Source organism: Nitrosomonas sp. Is35 (assembly GCF_033063295.1).
GTDB lineage: Bacteria > Pseudomonadota > Gammaproteobacteria > Burkholderiales > Nitrosomonadaceae > Nitrosomonas.
The window spans coordinates 3,145,136-3,168,333 of sequence record NZ_JAWJZH010000001.1; the positions used below are offsets into that span (position 1 = coordinate 3,145,136).

The 23,198-nt window shown below is 49.9% G+C and carries 20 protein-coding genes and 1 tRNA gene; 3 read left to right on the forward strand and 18 right to left on the reverse strand.

Annotated features, from left to right (window positions below):
• Window positions 1-8: 8 nt before the first annotated feature.
• On the forward strand, window positions 9-209 hold the full coding sequence (locus R2083_RS14590; RefSeq protein WP_317538890.1) for a YbdD/YjiX family protein: 201 nt from the start codon (window positions 9-11) through the stop codon (window positions 207-209).
• Here R2083_RS14590 and R2083_RS14595 read toward each other — a convergent pair.
• The 10 genes from R2083_RS14595 to R2083_RS14640 all read right to left on the reverse strand — a co-directional run bounded on the left by R2083_RS14595 (window position 206) and on the right by R2083_RS14640 (window position 8,553).
• Window positions 206-754, reverse strand: a complete 549-nt coding sequence (locus tag R2083_RS14595) for a phosphatidylglycerophosphatase A (RefSeq protein ID WP_317538891.1) — start codon at window positions 752-754, stop codon at window positions 206-208. The genes R2083_RS14590 and R2083_RS14595 overlap by 4 nt on opposite strands.
• Window positions 735-1,706 (reverse strand): thiamine-phosphate kinase, encoded by a 972-nt coding sequence (gene thiL / locus R2083_RS14600; RefSeq protein ID WP_317538892.1) that lies wholly within the window; start codon window positions 1,704-1,706, stop codon window positions 735-737. Before thiL ends, R2083_RS14595 begins: the two co-directional genes overlap by 20 nt.
• Before the next feature lie 12 nt (window positions 1,707-1,718).
• Window positions 1,719-2,219 carry a transcription antitermination factor NusB gene (gene nusB, locus R2083_RS14605; protein WP_317531946.1) on the reverse strand — a complete coding sequence of 167 codons (501 nt, stop codon included), beginning with the start codon at window positions 2,217-2,219 and terminating at the stop codon, window positions 1,719-1,721.
• On the reverse strand, window positions 2,216-2,698 hold the full coding sequence (gene ribH, locus R2083_RS14610; RefSeq protein ID WP_132426948.1) for a 6,7-dimethyl-8-ribityllumazine synthase: 483 nt from the start codon (window positions 2,696-2,698) through the stop codon (window positions 2,216-2,218). The genes nusB and ribH overlap by 4 nt, the downstream gene beginning before the upstream one ends.
• Window positions 2,699-2,766: 68 nt before the next feature.
• Complete coding sequence (gene ribBA / locus R2083_RS14615; protein ID WP_317538893.1) at window positions 2,767-3,858, reverse strand: bifunctional 3,4-dihydroxy-2-butanone-4-phosphate synthase/GTP cyclohydrolase II; 1,092 nt, start codon at window positions 3,856-3,858, stop codon at window positions 2,767-2,769.
• Window positions 3,859-3,873: 15 nt separating this feature from the next.
• A complete protein-coding gene (locus R2083_RS14620) occupies window positions 3,874-4,479 on the reverse strand; it encodes a riboflavin synthase (RefSeq protein ID WP_317538894.1) in 606 nt (201 codons plus the stop codon).
• A 224-nt stretch (window positions 4,480-4,703) separates the two neighbouring features.
• Window positions 4,704-6,062, reverse strand: coding sequence for a hypothetical protein (locus R2083_RS14625; RefSeq protein WP_317538895.1), 1,359 nt, complete (start codon window positions 6,060-6,062; stop codon window positions 4,704-4,706).
• Between the two features lie 266 nt (window positions 6,063-6,328).
• Window positions 6,329-6,405: transfer RNA gene (locus R2083_RS14630), tRNA-Arg, on the reverse strand.
• Window positions 6,406-6,530: 125 nt separating this feature from the next.
• Window positions 6,531-7,814: an HlyC/CorC family transporter gene (locus R2083_RS14635; RefSeq protein WP_317538896.1), complete on the reverse strand. Its 1,284-nt coding sequence runs from the start codon at window positions 7,812-7,814 to the stop codon at window positions 6,531-6,533.
• 61 nt (window positions 7,815-7,875) lie between these two features.
• A complete protein-coding gene (locus R2083_RS14640; RefSeq protein ID WP_317537134.1) occupies window positions 7,876-8,553 on the reverse strand; it encodes an IS1595 family transposase in 678 nt (225 codons plus the stop codon).
• A gap of 311 nt (window positions 8,554-8,864) precedes the next feature.
• Here R2083_RS14640 and cphA (R2083_RS14645) point away from each other — a divergent pair, with 311 nt between their 5' ends.
• Together cphA (R2083_RS14645) and cphA (R2083_RS14650) are read left to right on the forward strand one after the other, a co-directional pair.
• Window positions 8,865-11,192 carry a cyanophycin synthetase gene (cphA, locus tag R2083_RS14645; RefSeq protein ID WP_317531950.1) on the forward strand — a complete coding sequence of 776 codons (2,328 nt, stop codon included), beginning with the start codon at window positions 8,865-8,867 and terminating at the stop codon, window positions 11,190-11,192.
• The gene (cphA, locus tag R2083_RS14650) at window positions 11,189-13,762 is read left to right on the forward strand and encodes a cyanophycin synthetase (protein WP_317531951.1); all 2,574 of its coding nucleotides are present in this window, start codon (window positions 11,189-11,191) and stop codon (window positions 13,760-13,762) included. Before cphA (R2083_RS14645) ends, cphA (R2083_RS14650) begins: the two co-directional genes overlap by 4 nt.
• 604 nt (window positions 13,763-14,366) lie before the next feature.
• Here the strand turns inward: cphA (R2083_RS14650) and ftsZ are convergent.
• From ftsZ to ftsW, 8 genes are all read right to left on the reverse strand, one after another.
• The gene (gene ftsZ, locus R2083_RS14655; RefSeq protein ID WP_317531952.1) at window positions 14,367-15,518 is read right to left on the reverse strand and encodes a cell division protein FtsZ; all 1,152 of its coding nucleotides are present in this window, start codon (window positions 15,516-15,518) and stop codon (window positions 14,367-14,369) included.
• 68 nt (window positions 15,519-15,586) lie between these two features.
• Window positions 15,587-16,825: a cell division protein FtsA gene (gene ftsA / locus R2083_RS14660; RefSeq protein WP_317531953.1), complete on the reverse strand. Its 1,239-nt coding sequence runs from the start codon at window positions 16,823-16,825 to the stop codon at window positions 15,587-15,589.
• Between the two features lie 20 nt (window positions 16,826-16,845).
• Window positions 16,846-17,622, reverse strand: a complete 777-nt coding sequence (locus R2083_RS14665) for a cell division protein FtsQ/DivIB (protein WP_317538897.1) — start codon at window positions 17,620-17,622, stop codon at window positions 16,846-16,848.
• Window positions 17,612-18,529, reverse strand: a complete 918-nt coding sequence (locus R2083_RS14670; protein WP_317538898.1) for a D-alanine--D-alanine ligase — start codon at window positions 18,527-18,529, stop codon at window positions 17,612-17,614. Before R2083_RS14670 ends, R2083_RS14665 begins: the two co-directional genes overlap by 11 nt.
• A complete protein-coding gene (murB, locus tag R2083_RS14675) occupies window positions 18,529-19,485 on the reverse strand; it encodes a UDP-N-acetylmuramate dehydrogenase (protein ID WP_317539009.1) in 957 nt (318 codons plus the stop codon). The genes R2083_RS14670 and murB overlap by 1 nt, the downstream gene beginning before the upstream one ends.
• Before the next feature lie 46 nt (window positions 19,486-19,531).
• The gene (murC, locus tag R2083_RS14680) at window positions 19,532-20,959 is read right to left on the reverse strand and encodes a UDP-N-acetylmuramate--L-alanine ligase (RefSeq protein ID WP_317538899.1); all 1,428 of its coding nucleotides are present in this window, start codon (window positions 20,957-20,959) and stop codon (window positions 19,532-19,534) included.
• Window positions 20,949-22,040 carry an undecaprenyldiphospho-muramoylpentapeptide beta-N-acetylglucosaminyltransferase gene (gene murG / locus R2083_RS14685; protein WP_317538900.1) on the reverse strand — a complete coding sequence of 364 codons (1,092 nt, stop codon included), beginning with the start codon at window positions 22,038-22,040 and terminating at the stop codon, window positions 20,949-20,951. Before murG ends, murC begins: the two co-directional genes overlap by 11 nt.
• Window positions 22,037-23,197, reverse strand: a complete 1,161-nt coding sequence (ftsW, locus tag R2083_RS14690; RefSeq protein WP_317531958.1) for a putative lipid II flippase FtsW — start codon at window positions 23,195-23,197, stop codon at window positions 22,037-22,039. Before ftsW ends, murG begins: the two co-directional genes overlap by 4 nt.
• Window position 23,198 lies beyond the last annotated feature (1 nt).

The following is a 23,198-nucleotide window of genomic DNA, read 5'->3' on the forward strand; positions in this document are numbered from 1 at the left end:
GATTAACCATGTATAACAAAATTACTCTGACTTTGCGCCATTTCTCACAAAGTTTGCGATTGATGGTCGGCATGCCGGAATACAGCACGTATGTCGAGCATATGAAAAGCACTCATCCCAATCAGTCCATCATGACTTACGAGGAATTCTTCCGCGAACGTCAGGAAGCACGCTACGGCGCAAAAGGCAGGTTAAACCGGTGCTGCTAAAAATAGGTTCCGGACAAAACCCAGGCTTTCCATCCGGCTAGACACAGGAGCGTAAAGAAAGCGGCCACCATGTCATCGAACATGACGCCAAACCCGCCTTTCAGCTGTTGATCGTAATACCGGATCGGCTGGGGTTTGGCGATGTCAAACAGGCGAAACAATGCGAATGCCGCCAATTGCCAGGCCCAATGATCGGGGGTGAAATACAGCACCAGCAGAAACGCTACGGTTTCATCCCAGACCATGCCGCCATGATCCGGGTCGCCCAGCGCTTTGCCGCACAGACCGCACGCCCAGATGCCGGCAATAAACATGATGTCGATCAGCAAGAGAAAATAAACCGGACTCAGATAATGATCGAATAACCAGAATAACGGAAAGGCAACGAGTGTTCCCACCGTGCCGGGCGCAAACGGACTGAGTCCCGCGCCGCCGGAGAATGCAATGAAAGGAACGGCATGGCTGTAGACAAAATCCGCATTCGGCTGGAATTGCGGCGCTGGAGGATTGGGTGAATTGTCAATTTCAGGTGTTGAAGTGGTCATATCCTTTGCTATCCAATGTCATTGCATTGCCTTGCGCATCTTTTACCGTCAATCCCGCGCCGGAATAAATTTCGCCGATACGGGCGAGCGGCAGAGATAATTCGCCGGACAGTTTTTCAATTTCCCGGCGCTTTGTTTTAGCTGCCGTAAAGCATAACTCGTAATCATCCCCGCCCGCCAGCAGACAATCGATGACGATTGATTGTTGCCGGTATTTTTTTACTACCGCTGAACAAGGTATGTCAGTCATATTAATACCAGCGGCTTTTTCTGAGGCAACCAGAATATGCCCCAAATCCGCTGCCAAACCATCGGAGATGTCGATGGCGCTATGCGCCAGGCCGGTCAGGCGTTGCCCTAGCTCGACCCTGGCCACCGGCGTCAATAACGACGGCAAGCACTGCGCGATTTCTTCAGGTTCTAAAACGATCTGTTGTAATTCATGTCGCAACGCCAAAGCGGCATCGCCCAGCTTGCCGGAAACCCAGATGTCATCGCCAGTTTGCGCGCCGCTGCGGCGTAACGCTTTCCCGGCTGCAACCTCACCGATGATTTGTATACCGATATTCAATGGCCCGGCGGTGGTATCGCCACCGATTAATTCCACATGATAGCGGTCAGCGAGCGTGAAAAAGCCTTGGCTGAATTCTGCTAACCATGTTGTATTCTGGTTTACTAACTCTTCCGGTAGTGTCAGCGCCAGTAATGCCCAGCGCGGTTTGGCCCCCATGGCGGCCATGTCGGACAGATTAACCGCCAGGGATTTGTAGCCGAGCCGGTAAGGATCGGCATCGGCAAAGAAATGCCTGCCGCTGACCAGCGTGTCGGTCGATATCGCCAATTCGGCTCCGGCCGGTACACTGATGAGTGCCGCGTCGTCACCGGCTCCGAGTACTGCATTCGTTACAGGCCGCTTGAAATAGCGGCGGATGATATCGAATTCCGAGGCCACGCGGGTGTGATACTAGAGGCGGTTTTTTACCGGTCTGGGTGCCGAGCTTTCAACGGCACGCAACTGAATGGCCAGTTTATCCAGCACGCCATTGACATACTTATAGCCGTCGCTGCCGCCGAATGTTCTGGCCAGTTCAATGGCTTCGTTGATGATGGCGCGATAGGGGATTTCCGGGTGATGAATCAACTCAAAAGTGCTCAGCAGCAAAATCGCCGACTCTACCGGGCTGAGTTCATTCAGAGTGCGATCCAAATGCGGCTGGATGATTTTTTCCAATTCCTCGGCATGCTGTACCACGCCATGCAGCACATGCACAAAATGCTTGTCGTCGACATGTTTGAATTCGTCGGATTCGCGTAATTGCTGCTCGATAAAGCTGGCCGAACCGCCAGCAACTTGCCATTGATAGATGCCCTGCACGGCAAATTCGCGCGCTATCCGGCGGCGGCTTTTGTATTTTTCCGTTTTGCCGCCGATGGATGGATCAGTTTCTGTCACGGCGCTGTTCATAAATCGATTTCATCAATTTTAATATGCAAATTGGCCATTTCCAGCGCAACCTGCGCGGACTCGGTGCCTTTGGTGCTCATCCGGGCAATCGCCTGGTCATCGTTATCGGTGGTCAATACACCATTGGCCACGGGAATTTCCGCTTCCAATTGCACCATCAGGATGCCGCGGGCCGACTCGTTGGCCACTATTTCAAAATGATACGTGTCGCCGCGAATCACGGCGCCTAAAGCAATCAGCGCGTCGAATTGATCGGACATGGCCATTCTTTTCAGTGTCAATGGAATTTCCAATGCGCCAGGAACCGTCGCGATCAGGATATTGGAATCCAGCACGCCATTTTTTTTGAGTTCCGCCGTACAGGCACCGAGCAGACCTTCGCCGATATCGATGTTAAAACGGCTCATGACAATGCCGATGCGCAAATCCGATCCATCCAGATTAGGCTCAAATTCAAGTATTTCATCATAGTACGGCATATCCGGCTCCTGTTATGTTAATTAGTCGCAATGGCGGCGTGATCGCCGGGAATGGAGAATCATGGTTTTTATTTTTCCACATACCGTGTTACTTCCAGACCAAATCCCGTCATGCTGGGCATTTTTCTGGGCGCCGCCATTAACCGCATTTTTCCTACATTGAGGTCTTTCAATATTTGCGCGCCAATACCATGGTCGCGCAAATCCGGTTTGAGCGAGCTAGAAACATGCGTTTCCTGCGATTGTACACGTTCAATCAGTTTTGCCGGGCTTTCTTTCCGGTGCAGCAGCACGATAACGCCTTGCCCCGCTTCGGCGATCAATTTCATCGCGTCATGGATATTCCAGGAATGCGTATTGTCATGAATGTCGAGCAAATCAACCACCGATAATGGTTCATGCACCCGCACCAATGTCTCGGCCGCCGGATTGATTTCACCTTTGACCAAGGCCAAATGGGCGGTGTTGGCAATTTCATCGCGGTAGGCCGTCAGTAGGAATTCACCGTGCAGCGTTTGAATCGTGCGTTGCGCGACCCGCGTCACCAAGCTTTCGGTTTGGCTGCGGTATTGAATCAAATCCGCAATCGCGCCGATCTTGAGTTGATGCTTCTGCGCGAACACCATCAAATCAGGCAATCGCGCCATACTGCCGTCTTCTTTCAAAATCTCGCAAATCACCGATGCCGCTGTCAAACCAGCCATTCTGGCCAAATCGCAGCCGGCTTCGGTATGTCCGGCGCGTACCAACACGCCACCTTTTTGCGCCATCAGCGGAAAGATATGGCCGGGCTGCACGATGTCTTGCGGCTTGGCATCGGGTTTGACGGCAACTTGGACAGTTCGTGCGCGATCCGCCGCGGAGATGCCGGTCGTAACACCGCTGGCGGCTTCGATGGAGAGTGTGAAATTGGTTCCCAGCGGGGCACGATTGGCAGATACCATCAAGGGCAAATCCAGCTGATGACAGCGTTCCTCGGTTAAAGTCAAACAAATCAAGCCGCGCCCATGCGTCGCCATGAAGTTGATCGCTTCCGGTGATACAAAATCGGCGGCGAGCACCAGATCGCCTTCATTCTCGCGATCTTCTTCATCAACCAGGATGACCATTTTGCCCATTTTAAGATCGGCAATGATGTCTTGGATGGCACTGATACTCATATCTGTCTACTCCAGCTAACCTTCAATGTTTAATAATCTTGCCACATAACGGGCCAGCATATCAGTTTCCAGGTTCGCCAGCATGCCAGGGGCAAGTTCTTTCAGATTCGTCATCGCTAACGTATGCGGAATGAGATTGACTGAAAACTCATTGCCTTCAATCCGGTTGACCGTCAGACTGACGCCATTGACGGTAATCGAACCCTTATGCGTTAAAAACCGCATGATGGATTCCGGCGCCTGAATGACCAAAACAAAGCTTTCGCCAGCAGGCTCAAACTTCACCACAGTGCCAACAGCATCCACATGCCCGCTAACCAAATGACCGCCCAGACGGTCGGACAAGCGCATGGCTTTTTCCAGGTTGACGTGAGCACCGGTCCGGTCGAGCCCTTGGGTGCAATTGAGTGTTTCTTGTGAAACATCGACGGTAAACAAGTCTCCGGTTAACGCTGTAACCGTCAGGCAGACGCCATTGACAGCGATGCTGTCGCCGAGTTTGACATCGTTTAAATCTAAATTGCCGACAGCGATTATTACCGATAAACCACTACTACTCAAATTATTGAGCGGTTGGATTTGAATTATTTCGCCTACAGCTTCTATGATTCCGGTAAACACTTGTCAAACTCTGTTTTTGAATTGGCCACAAGTATACCTTGTTGCCTAAACACTCACCCAATTACGAATTTGAATGTGCGCTTTTTCGATTGAGATTTTGATGTAATATGAATCCAGACAATTATTAACTTGTCTGGATTCAATTCAACCATAATTGATTTGTTTAGCTTAGATCTCGGTTTCTAGCCTAATTGCGAAAATTTGACACTGCCGAAATCTTAAATTTATTTGGTTCTTTCCGCACTTTTATCTTTAACCTTCTCTTCTTGCTTCATTTTCTCAAGTTCAAGCTTTTTACTTTCATTTTCTAACTTCAGCTTTTCAATTTCAAGTTCAAGTAATTTTTTAGGTCCGTTTTTTATTTTTTCAAGTTCTACTTCATGTTGAAGTATTTTGACAGCATTGTTGGCTCTTATAAGTTCAATTTGATTTTTTGTTTTAGCCTTTTCACCTAAACCATCTCTACAATTTTTATGAACTTCGTTAGTTATTTTAAGGACAGCAGCTTGTTCATCCGGAGTTAAATCAATATTTTTGGTTTCTTTCTTAAACTTCGCGAGGGGGACATTTCCATAAAACGATAAGCAACCTTCAGCAGAGTAATCTTTATCAAGCACATGCTGAACCATTTCCTTCACAGCAGTTGCAACCGCCGCAATATTCTTTTCGGAATTATCATGCAAGCTCTTTCCAACCCCGCCAGGATTGTTAAAGCTTTTATCGCCACCCGTTTCAACATTGGTCGAAGTACTCATTTGCCGCAATACGCCTTCCCGGGTTTCTGTAATATCCGCAACCAATTTATCGGCTTTTTCCTGCGCTTTTTTCTTGTCCGCTACTTCTTTCTGAAGCGATTCTTGATTTGCTTTTTCAATTGCAAGCTCATTCTTTAATTGAGCCTTTGCTGCTTCATCGGTTGCTGTGTTCATTGCAGTTTGTTTGTCAATAACTACTTGATCCTGGATAGCAAGTTTACCTTTGGCTGTATCATAATCGGCTTTTGCATTCGCAGCATCTGTCTTAGCAATATCCAGTGCTTGTTCGTTGGCACGAAGCATTTCAGACCCGGAGGCTGTCGCGGATGCTTTAGCGGAAGCAACTAATGCTGCTTGGCTAGCTGCTACTGCGCCCGTCAACTGCTCGGTCGCCAATACAACCGCGGTCAAGTCCATTCCTCTGACTAACAAAGGCGGCATATGATATTCATTAATTGTTCCATTCATTGATGCTTCGCAAATCCGGTAAAGGGCGTCACGCATTACTGTAATCGTTTGTGTACGTAAACCGATATCAGCGATGGAGCTACTGCCACCCTGAGCAAGTGATCCGCCGCCAATTCTGGGTATTTGCACCCCCAGACCTAATGCTGCCGCATACGCTGCCATCGCGTCCGGGCTCGGTTCCGAACAAATTTTTTCCATATTTCCTTTAGAAAGCACCACTCGCTGCTGAGCATCCAAGTGGATTGCCACGTTTTCCGAATAACTACCACCTCCCAGGGAACTACTGCGGCCAACGGAATTAAAATTGGCACAACCGCTTAAAACGGCAATGGTCATAACGATCAAAAATCTCATAAACATTTCAGAATCTCCTTTCTTATTATTCACATAAGATTTAAACGACTTACCACTCATAGCTTCGACAAACTACAAGATGTTCTCAGCACTATAAAAATATTGAGGAATTTTCAGCTTGTTCAAAGGCGAGAAAAAGTATAGAAGTAAAAACCACATTGCTTAAATGATTTTTATCACACGATTCTTGAAACAAGGAAAAGGATCTGAATAATCATTTTCGAAGCGATTTAATCGAAAATGCATTGATGTTGCGAATTTAGGAGTTTTTTTGGCGCGCCCAACACGATTCGAACGTGCGACCCCCGCCTTCGGAGGGCGGTACTCTATCCAGCTGAGCTATGGGCGCTTTGATGAATAAATCTTCAAGTTATAATTGCGGCGCAAGGATAACCGCTTTTGTTATTTCCGTCCAACCCGGTTTACTGATCGTTGCAGGGATTGCGCTGCATGAATAACCCGTTGTCCTTTTAACTACTCGGCATGCTTTAACTCGGCCGCTGTAGCAACAGGAAAGATTTTAACAGTTTTTACCACCCGGTTTTTAGTTTGAATCACTTCCATCGGATAACCGGCAATGTTAAGACCGGTTCCGGCTTCCGGAATATCCTCGAAATACTCCAGGATCAAACCATTCAAAGTTTTCGGTCCGTCCAATGGAAATTGAAAACCCAGCTTGCGGTTTAATTCGCGCAACAAGGTGCTGCCTTCCACAATAAAACTGCCATCTTCTTGTTTCGAGAAAGTGCTGGCCAGAGTGGGTGCTTGTGTGGTGAATTCACCGATGATTTCCTCAACAATGTCTTCCAGTGTAACTAGTCCCATCCATTCACCATATTCATCAACGACCAGCCCGACTCTTTTCTGGTTTTCCTGGAATAATTGCAGTTGCGAAAATAAGGATGTTCCGGAAGGAATGAAATAAGGCTCACGCATCACTTTTTCAAGCGTAGCCGCGGTTATTTTTCCTCCCTGCATTTGATTCAATACCTTGCGCACATGCACAATGCCAACGATATTATCCAGGCGTTCACGATATAGCGGCAGGCGGGTGTGGTGGCAAGTCAGCAATTGCGTATGAATAATTTCGTCATCCGCATTCAGGTCTATCGCCTCGATCTGGCTGCGCGGCACGATGACATCGTCAACGGTGATCGTTTCCAGGTCAAACAAGTTCAATAGCATGCTTTGATGCTTGTGCTGTATAAAATGCCCGCCTTCCAGCACCAGTGTTTTCAGCTCTTCCGTGCTGATCTTCTGTTCCAAGCTGCCTTTTTGCGGTTTTAACCGGAACAGGATTAGCAATCCGCTGACGAATAAATTAACGAACCATACAATGGGATAGAAAATAATCAGCAAGGGTGTCAATACATAGCTGGCGGCTAAGGCAATCCGTTCAGGATAAGCGGCGGCAATGACTTTCGGGGTGATCTCGCTGAATACCAGAATTGCAAAGGTCACAGCGATTGTTCCCATAATCAAAGCGAAATCATCGTGAGCAAATAGAGTCGCAACAATAATGGCGACCAAAGTTGCGGAAGCGGTGTTCAGTAAATTGTTGCCGAGAAGAATGACACCCAGTAAGCGGTCTGTATGATCGAGCAGCTTGATGGTCAGCCGGGCGCCGCGATGACCTTGCTTGGCAAGATGCCGTAAGCGATAGCGGTTAATCGCCATCATACTGGTTTCAGAGAGGGAAAAGAAGCCTGACAAGACTAACAAAAACACCAATGCAATCAGCATGATGTGCAACGGCATATCTTCCAAAAGTCACCTGTAGCGAGTAATGAGAATTATAAAAACATTGGGTCTTAGGAAGTTAAAGCGGGTTTAAACGTAATAATTTGAGAATCTGATGATAGAGATTATCACGGCGATGATTAAAACGAAATTCGGTTTCTTTCAAATGCAAATAAAAGGTATGTTCAGGAACACCATTGAACTTTGCCAAACGCCTTTTTGCAAAGCTCCAGAAAGATTCAATGCCGTTGATATGCCGCTCGCCACTGGCGAATTCATTGTTGCCATGACAAACCCTGAAGTGCTTATCAAAACCAATATCGACCAGCCCGTCATATCCGCGCCAGCCATCAGAATGGATGATGGTATCGGGTGCTACATGCCCACGGATAATAGCTTGTAACGTGGCTTTGGAGCAATCAGGAACAATCTCCGTATATACCTTCCCTTGGCGTTTCAGAACGCCAAAGACAATGGTTTTACCATAAGCGCCTCGACCTTTTTTGCCTCTGACACGCTGCGCGCCAAAATAAGATTCATCAACTTCCACAGCACCTTGAAGCGGCGATTCAAGTTCGCAGCAGTAGGCAATTTTTTGCCGCACTTTGAGGTAAATCGTATTGACGGATCGGATAGAAATACCGGTCAATTGCGCGGTACTTGTAGCGGTAAAATCCAAAACAAAATAGCGAATAAGTTGTCTGAATTTAGCTTCTCCAATCCGAGAACGGAAATAGTATCTATTTTTAACATTCATCTCAGTAAGTTAACACACTTCCGTAAGTGCTTAACTTCCTAAGACCCAAACATTATATATTCTGAATCTAAGCAAATTTTTGTCAACCAAAAGAACCATGAGACAAGTAATCGATAATTATTTTATGCCGGTTACTTCATTCTAAATATTAAATTTTACTCTCATCCAATTGATTCATAATCAACTTAATAAGTTATACTTTAGTTTCCTTGAGAGTGGCCTAGGTGACGTTTGTAAAAATTGTTTTGTTTTTTGTAAACCTATCAATTTGAGTAACGTTAATAGCATCTCTTCTTACCGATTCAAATGCCATGTCCGACTCCTTAAATTTAGACTGCAATAGTACTAAAGATATCAAATTTCTTGAAATCAAACACTTAAATGGTCCCAACATGTGGACTTATTATCCCGCTTTGGAAGCAACCGTGGATATTGGTGAACTGGAAGATTTTCCTTCCGATAAGATTCCAGGTTTTTATGAGCGCCTATCCGGATGGTTGCCGTCTCTGATAGAGCACCGTTGCAGCTATGAAGAGCGCGGCGGTTTTTTACGCCGCGTCAAGGACGGTACTTGGCCATGCCACATTCTTGAGCATGTCACGCTGGAGCTTCAGAACCTGGCGGGTATGCGCGGCGGCTTTGGCAGAGCACGTGAAACCTCGGTGCGCGGTGTTTATAAAGTTGCACTAAGCGCCTGGCAAGCGGAAATCACCACAGCCGCTTTACATTCCGCACGTGAATTGGTTTTGGCCGCCATGAATTTTCAGCAATCCGCCAACCCATTTTATGATGTCGAGGGAGCAATCCAGCATCTTCGTGATATGGTCGACTCACTTTGGCTCGGACCTTCCACAGCATGCATTGTAGATGCTGCAATGGCTCGTAATATTCCAGCCACCCGTCTTATTGCAAAAGGAAATCTTGTACAGCTGGGTTATGGCGCGCGCTGCCGCCACATTTGGACAGCTGAGACAGACCGGACATCGGCCATTGCTGAGGGTATTTCCCGTGATAAGGATCTGACAAAATCATTGCTGCAATCTTGCGGTGTTCCTGTTCCGGAAGGGCGTATTGTCGAGAGTGCCGAAGCTGCATGGGAAGCGGCGAATGATATTGGTATGCCGGTTGTTATAAAACCTTGCGATGGAAATCATGGACGTGGCGTTTTTATTGAGTTAAGCCAGCGGGAAGAAATCGAATCGGCTTACCGCATGGCGTTACGGGAAGGTACGGAGGTACTGGTTGAACGCTATATTGCCGGAACCGAGCATCGTTTGTTGATTGTCGGTGGACGCCTCATAGCGGCTACGCGCGGTGACTCAGTATCAGTCATGGGGGATGGTGTCTCAACCATTGCCGAGTTAATAGAATCTCAAATTAATTCTGATCCACGACGCGGGTCGACAGAAGATCACCCGCTCAATTTGATCCGTTTGGATAGCGCGGCACAAATGGAAATCGCTCACCAAGGGTATCATCGTGATTCCGTCGTGCCAACCGGCATTAAGGTTTTGATTCAAAGGAATGGTAATCATGCGTTTGATGTGACCGATCAGGTTCATCCGGCGACGGCGTCTATTGCATCACTTGCTGCACGCGTCATCGGCTTGGATATTGCCGGTATTGATCTGGTTACCAGCGATATTTCACGTCCATTGCATGAACAAGGCGGAGCTATTGTTGAAGTCAACGCAGGTCCAAGCTTATTGATGCATATTAGACCGGCAGTTGGTAAACCCCGTCCGGTCGGAAAAGCGATTGTCGATCACTTATTTCCAGGCCAGGAAAACGGCCGTATCCCCATTGTTGGAATTTCCGGAAGTTATGGCAAAACATCGGTTGCTTACCTTGTTGCCAGATTGCTTGTACTGTCCGGCAAGCAAACCGGTTTGGCTTGCAGCGATGGACTATATCTGGACTATCGGCAAATTGATAAAAGCAACAGCGCTAACTGGGCGGCAGCTAATCGCACTTTACTCAATCCGACAGTTGAAGCTGCTGTTTTTGAGAATGGTTTTGATGTGTTATTGAATGAAGGACTGGCATACGATAGCTGCCAGGTGGGTGTGATCACCAATATTGATCCCGAGCACCATTTTGGCCATCACGGTATTGAAACGCACAAACAGGTTTATACAGTGCTCCGTTCGCAAGTCGATATGGTGACACCGACCGCTGCGGCCATTGACGATGTGGAAAAAGACGTAAAACTCCCGGTCGGTGCAGCAGTCCTCAATGCGAACGATGAAATGCTGGTTGAAATGTCCGAGCTGTGTCACGGTGAAGTGATTTATTTCAGCAGCGAACCGGAGCTACCGGTGATTAAGCAACATTGCGCAAGTGGAACCGGACCTACGCAGGGCAAACGCGCTGTGATAGTCCGCAATGGCAGAGTTGTACTTGTATCGGGTTCAAATGAATTGATACTGATCAATCTGCGTGAGATCGTTTCAGAAAGCGGGACGAAAAGCACGCAGGCAATCGAGAATATATTGGCAGCCGTGGGTGCCGCTTGGGCATTAGGCATTGAACCGAATCTTATACGTGTTGGAATTGAGACATTTGGTTTCAGTCAAGAGAAGTACAAACCTGAAAATCAGAATCTTCTGGAATTACAAACACAAGGAATTAAGTTATGAAAGTTTTACGCATACGCGCTTTACGCGGACCCAATTTATGGAGTCAGCATACTTCGATTGAAGCTACCGTTTTTTGTAGTGGATCTGAAAATAGTATTGATACCATTCCTGGCTTTGAAGCAAGACTACGTGAACGTTTTCCTGAGATCTCCTTGCTCCAGCCCGCCGGCCATCATGAAGCAGTCACCATGGCCCATGTACTTGAATTTGCGACGCTAGGTTTGCAAGTTCAGGCAGGTTGCCCGGTAACATTCAGCCGCACGGTACAAACACCGGAAGCCGATACCTATCGCGTTATCGTAGGATACAGCGAAGAAAAGGTTGGCTTGCTGGCTTTTGAGCTGGCACAAGCTTTATGTATCTCGGCTATTGATGATAGCGCTTTTGATTTAGCGGATGCGCTGCATCGTTTGCGCGAACTCAATGAGGATATCCGCCTGGGCCCAAGCACTGGGGCTATTGTACAAGCGGCGGTTGCGCGCGGCATTCCGTTTCGCCGTTTGACTGAAGGCAGTCTGGTGCAATTTGGCTGGGGCAGCAAGCAACGCCGTATTCAAGCATCCGAGAGCGATCGTACCAGCGCCGTCGCAGAGTCGATTGTGCAAGACAAGGAATTAACGAAAACTTTATTGCATGCCGCCGGCATACCGGTACCACTTGGCCGGGAAGTGAAGGATGTCGAAGATGCTTGGGCAGCCGCTTGCGAAATCGGCGTGCCTGTCGTGATAAAACCTCAGGATAGCAATCAAGGTAAAGGCGTCACTGTTAATCTTGTCACCGCTGAACAAGTCAAAGCGGCGTATATGATTGCAGCCGAAATCAGTGATAATGTTCTGGTAGAGCGTTATATCCCCGGACATGATTACCGCATGCTGGTTGTCGGTAATAAATTGGTTGCTGCCGCCCGGCGCGAACCCCCGCAAGTCATAGGCGACGGCGTGCACAGCATTTATGAATTGGTGGAGCAAATCAATCGCGATCCCATGCGCGGCGAAGGTCATGTCACCTCATTAACCAAGATACATCTGGATGAGATATCCATCGCACATTTAGCTGCGCAAGGATTGACAGCCGAATCGATTCCCGTGAAAGGAATGCGCGTTGTGTTACGCAAGAATGCCAATTTATCAACAGGGGGCACGGCGACCGATGTAACCGACGATGTGCATCCCGAACTGGCGGCGCGCGTAGTTGCTGCTGCGAAAGTGGTAGGGTTGGATATCTGCGGTGTTGATGTGGTTTGCGACAATGTTATGAGTTCTTTAGAAGACCAGGGAGGCGGCGTTATTGAGGTAAATGCAGCACCCGGTTTGCGGATGCATTTGCAGCCATCGTATGGAAAAGGCCGTGCAGTGGGTGAAGCCATTATTGATTACATGTTTCCCCAAGGAGAAAATGCCCGCATTCCCGTGATCGCCGTCACCGGCACCAACGGTAAAACAACGACAACCCGTTTAATTGCCAACGTCCTGCAGAGAGATCATAAGCGCGTTGGCGTTACTTGCACCGATGGTGTTTATGTTGACGAACAGTGCATGGATACCGGAGATTGCAGCGGGCCGAAGAGTGCAAGAAATATTCTTTTTCATCCTGATGTCGATGCTGCGGTGTTAGAAACCGCGCGAGGCGGTTTGTTACGCGAGGGCCTGGGATTTGATCGTTGCGATGTTGCCGTTGTAACCAATATTGGCATGGGCGATCATCTTGGCATGGCTTATATCAATACGGCGGAAGAGCTGGCTGTGGTTAAGCGTATTATTGTACAGAATGTAACGCCCAATACCGGTTATGCGGTGCTTAATGCAGCTGATCCGCTGGTTGCCAGCATGGCTGAACATTGCCCCGGTTCGGTTATTTTCTTTGCTCAAGATCGCCATCATCCGGTGCTGGCGATGCATCGCGCGCAGCATAAACGAGTTATTTATGTGGAAAGCAGCTGCATTGTCGCTGCGAGTGAAACGGTTGAATATCGTATCCCGTTAAACGAGATCCCTTTGACGAAGAACGGTAGTATCAATTTCCAAATTGAGAATGTGATGTCTGCTATTGGGGCTGGCTGGGCACTCGGTCTGGAATGGGCGGTTATTCACGCCGGTGTCGCCAGTTTTGTCAGCAATACGCAAACAGCGCCGGGCCGCTTTAATCTCTTTAATTACCGCAATGCAACCTTGATTGCCGATTACGGACATAATCCCGATGCGATCCAGGCTCTGGTCAGTGCGATTGATAATATTCCGTCAAAGAAACGTTCAGTCGTCATTAGTGCAGCAGGCGACCGGCGTGATGAGGATATTCGTCAGCAGACACGAATCCTCGGTGATGCATTTGACGAGGTGGTGCTGTATCAGGATCAATGTCAACGCGGCCGAGCGGATGGAGAAGTATTGTCTTTATTGCGCGAAGGTTTAGGTAATGCCAAACGCACGCAAAAAGTCAGAGAAATCGTTGGAGAAGCGATTGCCATCGATGCGGCTTTGTCCAATTTGCAGGACGGTGAGTTATGTCTTATTCTGGTCGATCAAGTTGAACAATCACTGGGACAGATTAACAACCGTATTGCATTGGGATAATCGGGCTAAACTTTTTAGATGTGAGCGTTATTGAATTTCATGTTGATGTTGAACTTGAATCACTAACGCTCATATCGCTATAACAATCCTTACCACAAGTCACAAGCTCCAAAATCAAGAGCAATGACGAATTGCTCATCATCCACTCCCCTGAAAGTATTCGCAATGAATGCGATAATTCTGCATTGACAGCTAGCCAGTGAGCTTGTCATCCCGCTATCGAGGGCGAATGGTGGCAAAGTTTTACGTGGCGCGGTTACGATTCTTGCCGTATCGCTGCAAAATACACCGCTCGCCGCAATATTCGGTCAGATTGACGGGAACATGTGAAGCAAGCAAAATAACAGGGCGTTACGAACCCGATCGGGCTTTATTAAGCCATTACACTCATCTACCCAAAGCGGCACAAAGTCCAGCAATCAGTTTCTTCAGAGAAGCTACTGTAGCTTAAAGTTATTCCCGAGACTTCTCTATCGCAGCAGACTTGCCGGGCTTAATACCCCACCTTATGCGGCGGGGTATTCATTGCTTTCTTTAATTCTCTGATCTCCAATTTCTCACTCCCAAAGCTGTGGAAAATTAAATCTTGAGAAATTAAATCTATTTAATCGGCCTGTCTTCTCAAGAAAGCGGGTATATCCATTGGATCAACGCCTGATTGACGCATCGCTGCGACGGTGGCATTACCTCTTCTGCCTGTGCGCATCACAGCCGGTTCTTCAGTAGAAAAAACGGAATCCCTGTCGTCGGTACCAGTGCGTGTATGCACCACGGTTAACGGAGAATTTTGGCTTTGGCTGACCAAGCTTCCAAGCCCGGTAGCCACCATGGTAACGCGCAGATTATCGGCCATATTTTCATCAATGACAGTACCGACAATAATCGTTGCATCCTCAGCGGTCAGGTCTTTAATCGTGTTCATTACTTCATGCACTTCGCGCATTTTCAGCGATGAGCTGGCGGTGATATTCACTAGAATGCCGCGCGCTCCGGACAAGGAGATATCCTCGAGCAGCGGGCTTGATACCGCACGTTCGGCTGCAACTCGGGCACGATCTACACCCATTGCGACTGCTGAACCCATCATGGCCATGCCCATTTCCGACATGACGGTTCTGACGTCGGCAAAGTCAACGTTAACCAAGCCGGGACAATTAATCACTTCGGCGATGCCTGCGACCGCGCCATACAGCACGTCATTGGCTGCTTTGAATGCATCCAGCATGGAAATATCATTGCCCAGGACCATCATGAGCTTATCATTCGGTATCACTATCAGCGAGTCCACGTGCTGCGACAATGCTTCCATACCCGCTTTAGCGGCGGCTAAGCGTTTTCCTTCAAATGCAAAAGGCTTACTGACCACGGCAACGGTTAAAATACCCATTTCCTTGGCGACTTGCGCAACCACCGGTGCAGCGCCGGTACCGGTACCGCCACCCATGCCAGCGGTGATAAACAACATATCCGCGCCTTGAATCAATTCTGCAATACGGTCGCGATCTTCCAGCGCAGCTTCACGGCCGATTTCAGGATTCGCTCCAGCACCCAATCCTTTGGTAATGCCCGTACCCAGTTGCAGTACGGTCGGCGCTTTATTGCTTTTCAATGCCTGGGCATCAGTATTCATACTGATGAACTCAACGCCTTGCATGCCGTTCTGGATCATATGATCCACAGCATTGCTGCCGCACCCACCAACGCCGACAACTTTGATGACTGCTTCTTGAGTTTCGTTATTCATGATTTCGAACATAGTGTTTCTCCTTTAGTACATTGAAATTAAAGCCGCCTGACTGCTAATACAACCCGTGAAATTTGATATTAAAAATTTCTTTGAAACCACCCCTTCATTCTGGAGAAAATCTGCTTGGCAGATCCTCCTTGTAATCTTGAACCATGCTGATGCTGCAACTGTTCGATACCCGCCAGAATCAAGCCGATCCCGGTCGAATAGCGCGGTGTATGAATCACGTCTTTCAAATTACCATGATAATTGGGCAACCCCAATCTGACCGGCATGTGAAAGATTTCCTCGCCCAATTCCACCATGCCGCGTAACGAAGCGGATCCGCCCGTGATGACGATGCCCGATGACAGCAATTCTTCAAACCCGCTGCGGCGCAATTCCGCTTGCACCAAGCAATACAGTTCCTCCGCCCGTGGCTCGATCACTTCCGCCAGCGTTTGCCGCGAAAGTTGGCGCGACCCGCGGTTGCCGACATCGGGAACTTCCACCATCTCTTTTGTATCGGCCAGACTTCTCAGTGCACAGCCGTAGCGGCATTTGATGTCTTCCGCGCTCTTAGTCGGTGTGCGTAAGGCCATCGCAATATCATTGGTAATTTGGTCCCCGGCAATCGGAATCACCGCGGTATGCCGGATCGCGCCATGCGTGAATACCGCAATATCGGTTGTACCACCACCAATGTCGACCAGACAGACACCCAGATCTTTTTCATCCTCGGATAGCACAGCCATGGCCGATGCCAGCGGCTGCAATATCAAATCACGCACTTCCAAACCGCAGCGATGCACGCACTTGACGATATTCTGCGCCGCCGAAACTGCGCCCGTGACAATATGCACTTTCACTTCCAGCCGTATGCCGCTCATGCCCACCGGTTCACGCACATCTTCCTGGCCGTCGATGATGAATTCCTGGTTCAGAATATGCAGAATCTGCTGATCGGCCGGAATATTGACCGCTTTGGCCGCTTCCATGACGCGCTCGACATCTTTTTCGGTAACTTCTTTATCCTTAATGGGCACCATGCCATCGGAATTAAAACCTTTGATATGGCTACCGGCGATGCCGGTATACACTTCATGTATCTTGCAATCCGCCATCAGTTCCGCTTCTTCCAGTGCGCGCTGAATCGCATTCACCGTCGTCTCGATATTGGCCACAACACCTTTTTTCAATCCGCGCGATGGATGGCTGCCCAAACCGATCACTTCAAAACCGCCTTCCGGAACCACCTCAGCGACAATGGCAACAATTTTCGATGTGCCAATATCCAGACCGACAATCAAATTTCTATTTTCTCGAGCTTTATTCATCTAATCCCATCTCCGTGGTCTCACGTTTCTCTCCTCGCGCCGGATTTACGTGGTACTTGTTGCATCACTTCAGGCATGCGGATGGCAAAACCATTGGGATAGCGCAAATCGACATACGCCAATGGTTCTTGCTGATTTAACCGCGCAATACTGTGGTTATATACTGAAACATAACGAACCAATCTCTCTTCAATCTCATTCCGCCCCAATTCCAGAACCGTTCCGGTATTCAATTGCAGACGCCAGGCATAGCGCGGCGTCAGGCTTATTTCCGCGATATGCTGCTGCAATGGCGTCAGTATCTTGTTAAAACGCCGGAATTTCTGCGCCACTTCATGCGCGCTGGCCTCATTAGGGCCGGTAAACACCGGCAAATCAGCATCAGCCGTCACCCGGAACACCTCACCATGCGTATTGACCAAGGCATGACTCCCCCAGTAGGCCAAGGCCTCATGCTCTTCCAGTGTCACATTCAAACCATGCGGCCACTCTCTTTTCACTCTGGCCTCACGCACCCAGGGTAATTTTACAAAAGCTTCGCGCACTTCAGTGAGATTTACCGAAATAAAATTTCCTGCAATTTCATCCTTGACCAGCTGTTCAATTTGCTCGCGCGTCACGTGCTGTAACTCCGCTTTATTTTTCTCTTTCCCGTGAATAACTTGCACATTAATCTCTTTGATGGGGAACAACGGTGGCTGGATGAGTTGCAAACTGATCGCATACAGCACCGCCATTGCCACCAAAGTGAGCAATATTCTGGATAACAAATTCAAGGCGTGATGGTTATTCCACATGAGCCAGATCCAATATTCTCAAAACCAGATCCTCAAACGGGATTCCGGCTGTTCTTGCCGCCATCGGCACCAAACTGTGGCCGGTCATGCCGGGCGAAGTATTGGCTTCGAGAAAATAAAACTGATTGGTTTCACTCAAAATCAGATCAACCCTTCCCCAGCCCTGACAACCCAGCATCTGGTATGCCTTTAACGCTTCTCTCTGAATCGCCGTTTCCAATTCCATCGGTAAACCGCTCGGGCAGAAGTATTTCGTCTCATTAGAGAGATACTTCGCTTCATAATCGTAAAGCTCACCCGCAATTTCAATCCGCACCACCGGCAGCGGCGTTTCACCCAGAATCGCCACGGTCAGTTCCTTACCGGCAATAAATTCTTCCGCGAGCACCAGTGCATCGTGCTCAGCAGCCAGTTGATACGCTTTTGCCAAATCTTGCTTGTGCTTCACTTTGCTCAAGCCGATGGTTGAGCCTTCCCGCGCTGGTTTGACGATCAGCGGCAAACCCAATGTCCCGGCGACTTGTTCAAAATCGCTATCCGCTTGCAACACTGCGTAGCGCGGCGATTGAATACCGGCTGCCTGCCAGATCAATTTGGTGCGCCATTTATCCATCGCCAATGCGCTGGCCATCACACCGCTGCCGGTATACGGTAATCCCATTAACTCCAACGCGCCCTGGATCGTGCCATCCTCGCCAAAACGGCCGTGCAACGCGATAAAGACTCTATCGAAACCTTGTTGCAGCAGTTTTTCCATGGCTTGCTCCGCCGGATCGAAAGGATACGCATCGACACCGCTGCGTAGTAATGCATCCAGAACAGCTTGTCCGCTTTGCAGCGATATTTCCCGCTCGGCCGACCGGCCGCCCAGCAGAACCGCAACTTTGCCGAATTGCTGCGCGGCCATTACGTCAGCCTCCTGGCATCACCGATGATCCGGACTTCCTGAATCAACGCGATGGCCATTGCTTTTTTAACCCTGCTTTGCACCATCATGATCAGCGCCTCAATATCCGCCGCGCTGGCAGCGCCGGTATTGACAATAAAATTGGCATGCTTGGGCGACACCATCGCGCCGCCAATGTGGCATCCCTTCAAACCACACGCTTCAATCAAACGCGCCGCATAATCTCCCGGCGGATTGCGAAATACCGAACCGGCATTCGGCAGATTGAGCGGTTGACCGGCTACCCGCTGCGCCAGCAACTCCTTGATGCGTTGCCGCGATTGCATCTGATCGCCTTGCGCCAAACGGAAATAGGCGCCGGTAAACCATTCGGCTTCCATCGTACCAGCCGGTTCGCTGTGCCGTTTCACACTGCGATAACCAATCGCGTATTCACCGGGCTGGCGCATTACGATTTCCCCGTTGCGCTTGATGATCTCCACTTGCGCCACGATTTCCCAGGTTTCAGAACCGTAGCATCCGGCATTCATCGCCAACGCGCCGCCAACCGTGCCCGGTATTCCGGCCAGAAACTCCGCACCGGCCAGATGATGTTTGGCGGCAAACCGGGCTACTTTGGCGCAGGCCACACCGGCACTCGCGTAGATGAGCCCGCCGGATTGATTCTGCTCGATCAAGCGCAAATCGTTTAAGCGCGCATGCAACGCCACCACCGTGCCACGCAGCCCGCCGTCCCTGACCAGCAAATTGCTACCCAGTCCAATCACATGGATGACTTCATGCGGCGATGCACGCAGAAAATCCGCCCAATCATCCAGATCCGCCGGTTGGTAGTAACGATCCGCATAACCTCCCGCGCGCCAGGTTGTATGTTTGCTCATCGGCTCAGCAAGGCGCATTTCGCCCCGCAATGCGGACACGCCTGTCTCACCGGTTGTGTGGTCGGCTATCGGCATGGCAAATCTCGTATTTTGCGGCAAAGCGGTCATGTCTCATCAATCCTCAGCATTCATAGCCATTAACCACGGTCAGCTTCTTTCCCATTTGCGCAATGTGCGGCGCCACTCTCGCTACCGAACCCGCGCCCATCACCAGCACAACATCACCGTCCTGCACGATATCCAGTATCGCTGCCGGTAAATCATCCACTTCCTCGATATAAATCGGTTCCACTTTGCCCTGCACCCGGATAGAGCGCGCCAGCGATTTGCTATCCGCTGCGACAATCGGCTCTTCACCCGCGGGATAAACTTCCGTGAGCAGCAACACGTCCACTTGCGATAACACGCGGGTGAAATCCTCGAATACATCCCGTGTGCGCGTATAGCGATGCGGCTGAAAAGCCACTACCAGGCGGCGGCCTGGAAACGCACCGCGTGCCGCTTTGATGGTTGCTTCCATTTCCGCCGGATGATGGCCATAGTCATCCACCAGCGCAAAACTTTTCTGTCCGCTGAAGCGGATATCGCCGTATTGCTGGAAGCGTCTTTCAACCCCTTTGAATTCCGCCAACGCTTTGACGATGGCGCTATCCGGCACGCCGATTTCATTGGCGACCGCAATTGCCGCCAGGGCATTCTGAATGTTATGCAAACCGGGCAGATTCAGCGTGATATCCAGTTTGCGGGCGGAACCGTTCACACCGACCACCGCAGTAAATCTCATCCGGTGATGATCTTGCCGGATATCGATGGCGCGTACTTGCGCTTCTTCGGACAAACCGTACGTGGTGATCGGTTTGGTAATCGACGGCATGACTTCGCGGATATTGGCATCGTCCATACAAACCACCGCCATGCCGTAAAAAGGCAAGTGCTGCACGAAATCGACAAAAGTTTGCTTCAAGCGGCTGAAGTCGTGACCGTAGGTTTCCATATGATCCGCATCGATGTTCGTCACGACGGCGAGCATCGGCTGCAAATACAAAAACGAAGCATCCGATTCATCCGCTTCAACAACGATGAACTCACCGCTGCCCAGTTTGGCATGACAACCCGCCGCTTCCAGTTTTCCACCGATGACAAACGTCGGGTCCATATCCGCCGCCGCCAGAATGCTGGCAATCAAGCTGGTCGTGGTGGTTTTTCCATGCGTGCCGGCAATCGCGATACCGCTGCGCAGGCGCAGCAGCTCCGCCAGCATCATGGCGCGCGGCACGACGGGAATATTTTTGTTTTTGGCGGCGACCACTTCCGGATTGTCCGGTTTCACCGCCGTGGAGGTCACCACGACATCCGCTCCGGCAATTTGCTCGCTAGCATGACCCGCATAAACCTTGATGCCGAGCCTGGCCAAACGCTGCGTCACCGGATTACTCATCAAGTCGGAGCCGCTGACCTGATACCCCAGGTTGACAAAAACCTCGGCGATACCGCTCATGCCCGCGCCGCCAATCCCGACAAAATGGATATGTTTGACTTTATGCTTCATGCAGTGCTCCGCTCAATTCGATACAACCTTCAGCCACGATCCGGGTTGCTTGCGGTTTTGCCTGACTGTGCGCTGCCATCGCCATGTCAAGCAATTTTTCCCGGGTTAAATCCGTCAATAAATCCGCCAGCTTTTGCGCGGTCAATTCATGCTGCGGCAACAACACAGCAGCGCCATGACGGGAAAGAAATTGCGCATTGCCGGTTTGATGATCGTCGACGGCATGCGGATACGGCACCAGGATGCTGGCGACCCCGGCCGCGCTTAATTCCGCGACTGTCAACGCACCGGCGCGGCACAACACCACGTCGCAGTCCGCGTAGCGTTTGGCCATATCGTCGATAAACGCTGTCACTTCGCCATCCAATTGCAGTGCTTGATAGGCCGTTTTGACCGTTTCCATTTGCGCCGTCCCCGTTTGATGCACCACTGCCGGGCGCACATTCTCCGCTATTAATTTAAGCGCTTGCGGTACCACGGTATTCAGAACTTGCGCCCCCAGGCTGCCGCCCACGACGAGCACATTCAACTTGCCCTGCCGTTCCTGGAAGCGTTTCTCCGGCGCTTCTATGCGTGTAATTTCCGATCGCACCGGATTACCGGAACAAACCGTTTTATCCTGATCGCCTCGGATAGCGCCGGGAAAACCGAGAAAAATTTTATCCGCCAGCTTCGCCAGGATTTTATTGGTTAACCCGGCGACCGAATTCTGCTCATGAATCACCAATGGTTTGTTGAGCAGCGAGGCCATCATGCCACCCGGAAAAGCCGGATAACCGCCCATGCCCAGAACCACATCCGGCTTCACGCGTTGAATAATCCGCAGGCTCTGCCAGAACGCCTTAAGCAAACGCAGCGGCAATAGTAACCACGTGGCCAACCGTTTACCCCGCAATCCGGAAAAACTGATTATTTCGGTTTCATAACCCCGTTGCGGCACCAGTTTTAATTCCATTCCAGCCTCGGTTCCCAGCCAAACCACGCGCCAACCGGCTTGCCGCAAGTAATCAGCCACCGCCAAACCTGGAAACACATGTCCGCCGGTACCGCCTGCCATAATTAAAATGGTGTGCGCGCTCATACGTTCAGCCCCCGCAGCCGCTGCCGGTTTTCCCAGTCGATACGCAGTAAAACCGCCAATGCGATGCAATTCGCCGTAATGCTGCTACCACCAAAACTCAGCAGCGGTAGTGTCAGCCCTTTCGTAGGCAAGACACCCATATTGACGCCCATGTTGATCAGCGCCTGCACACCGATCCAAATACCGATACCCTGCGCCACCAATGCCGCGAAAGGACTGCCCAGCCTGGCCGCCAGACGGCCAATAACAAATGCGCGTGTAATGAGCCAGATAAACAATACGATCACGGTAGCCACACCGGCAAAACCCAATTCTTCGGCCAGCACCGACAATAAGAAATCGGTGTGCGCTTCGGGCAGATAAAACAGTTTCTCAACACTGCCGCCCAGACCCACACCAAGCCACTCGCCGCGCCCGAATGCGATCAACGCATGACTGAGCTGATAGCCTTTGCCGTAGGGATCGGCCCATGGATCCATAAAAGCAATCACGCGATTTAGCCGGTACGGCGAGCTTAAAATCAATTCATACAAACCGAATGCCAGGATAGCAATCAGGCTGATGAATATTTTCAAGCTGACGCCGCCGAGGAACAAAATCGACATCGCCAGTGCCGTCACCACAAAGAATGCGCCGAAATCCGGTTCCAGCAGCAGCAAAGCACCGACAATGGATAACACTGCCGTTATGGGCAAAAATCCTTTGAAGAAAGAATTCAGATCAGCTGCCTTACGATTAACATAGTCCGCAGCGTACAGCACCATGCAAAACTTCATAAATTCGGACGGCTGAATATTCACCACATACAACGAAATCCAGCGCTGACTGCCGTTCACTTCATGGCCAATGCCCGGAATCAACACCAGTATCAGCAACGAAATGCTCAGCATGAGCAGATAAGTCACATATTTTTGCCACATCTGCATCGGTACTTGAAAGGCGATCAATCCCAACAACAATCCGACACCCAGGTATGCGCTATGCCGCAACAAATAATGACCGGCGCGATCAGCGCCGAATTGCGCTTCGGCAATGGCAATCGAAGCGGAATAAATCATGACCAAACCAATACTCAACAGCAGCAAAGCCGACCACACCAGCGCCTGATCGAAATCGGCCATGACTCTTGGTTTCTGTTGGGTTGCCTGATAAATCATC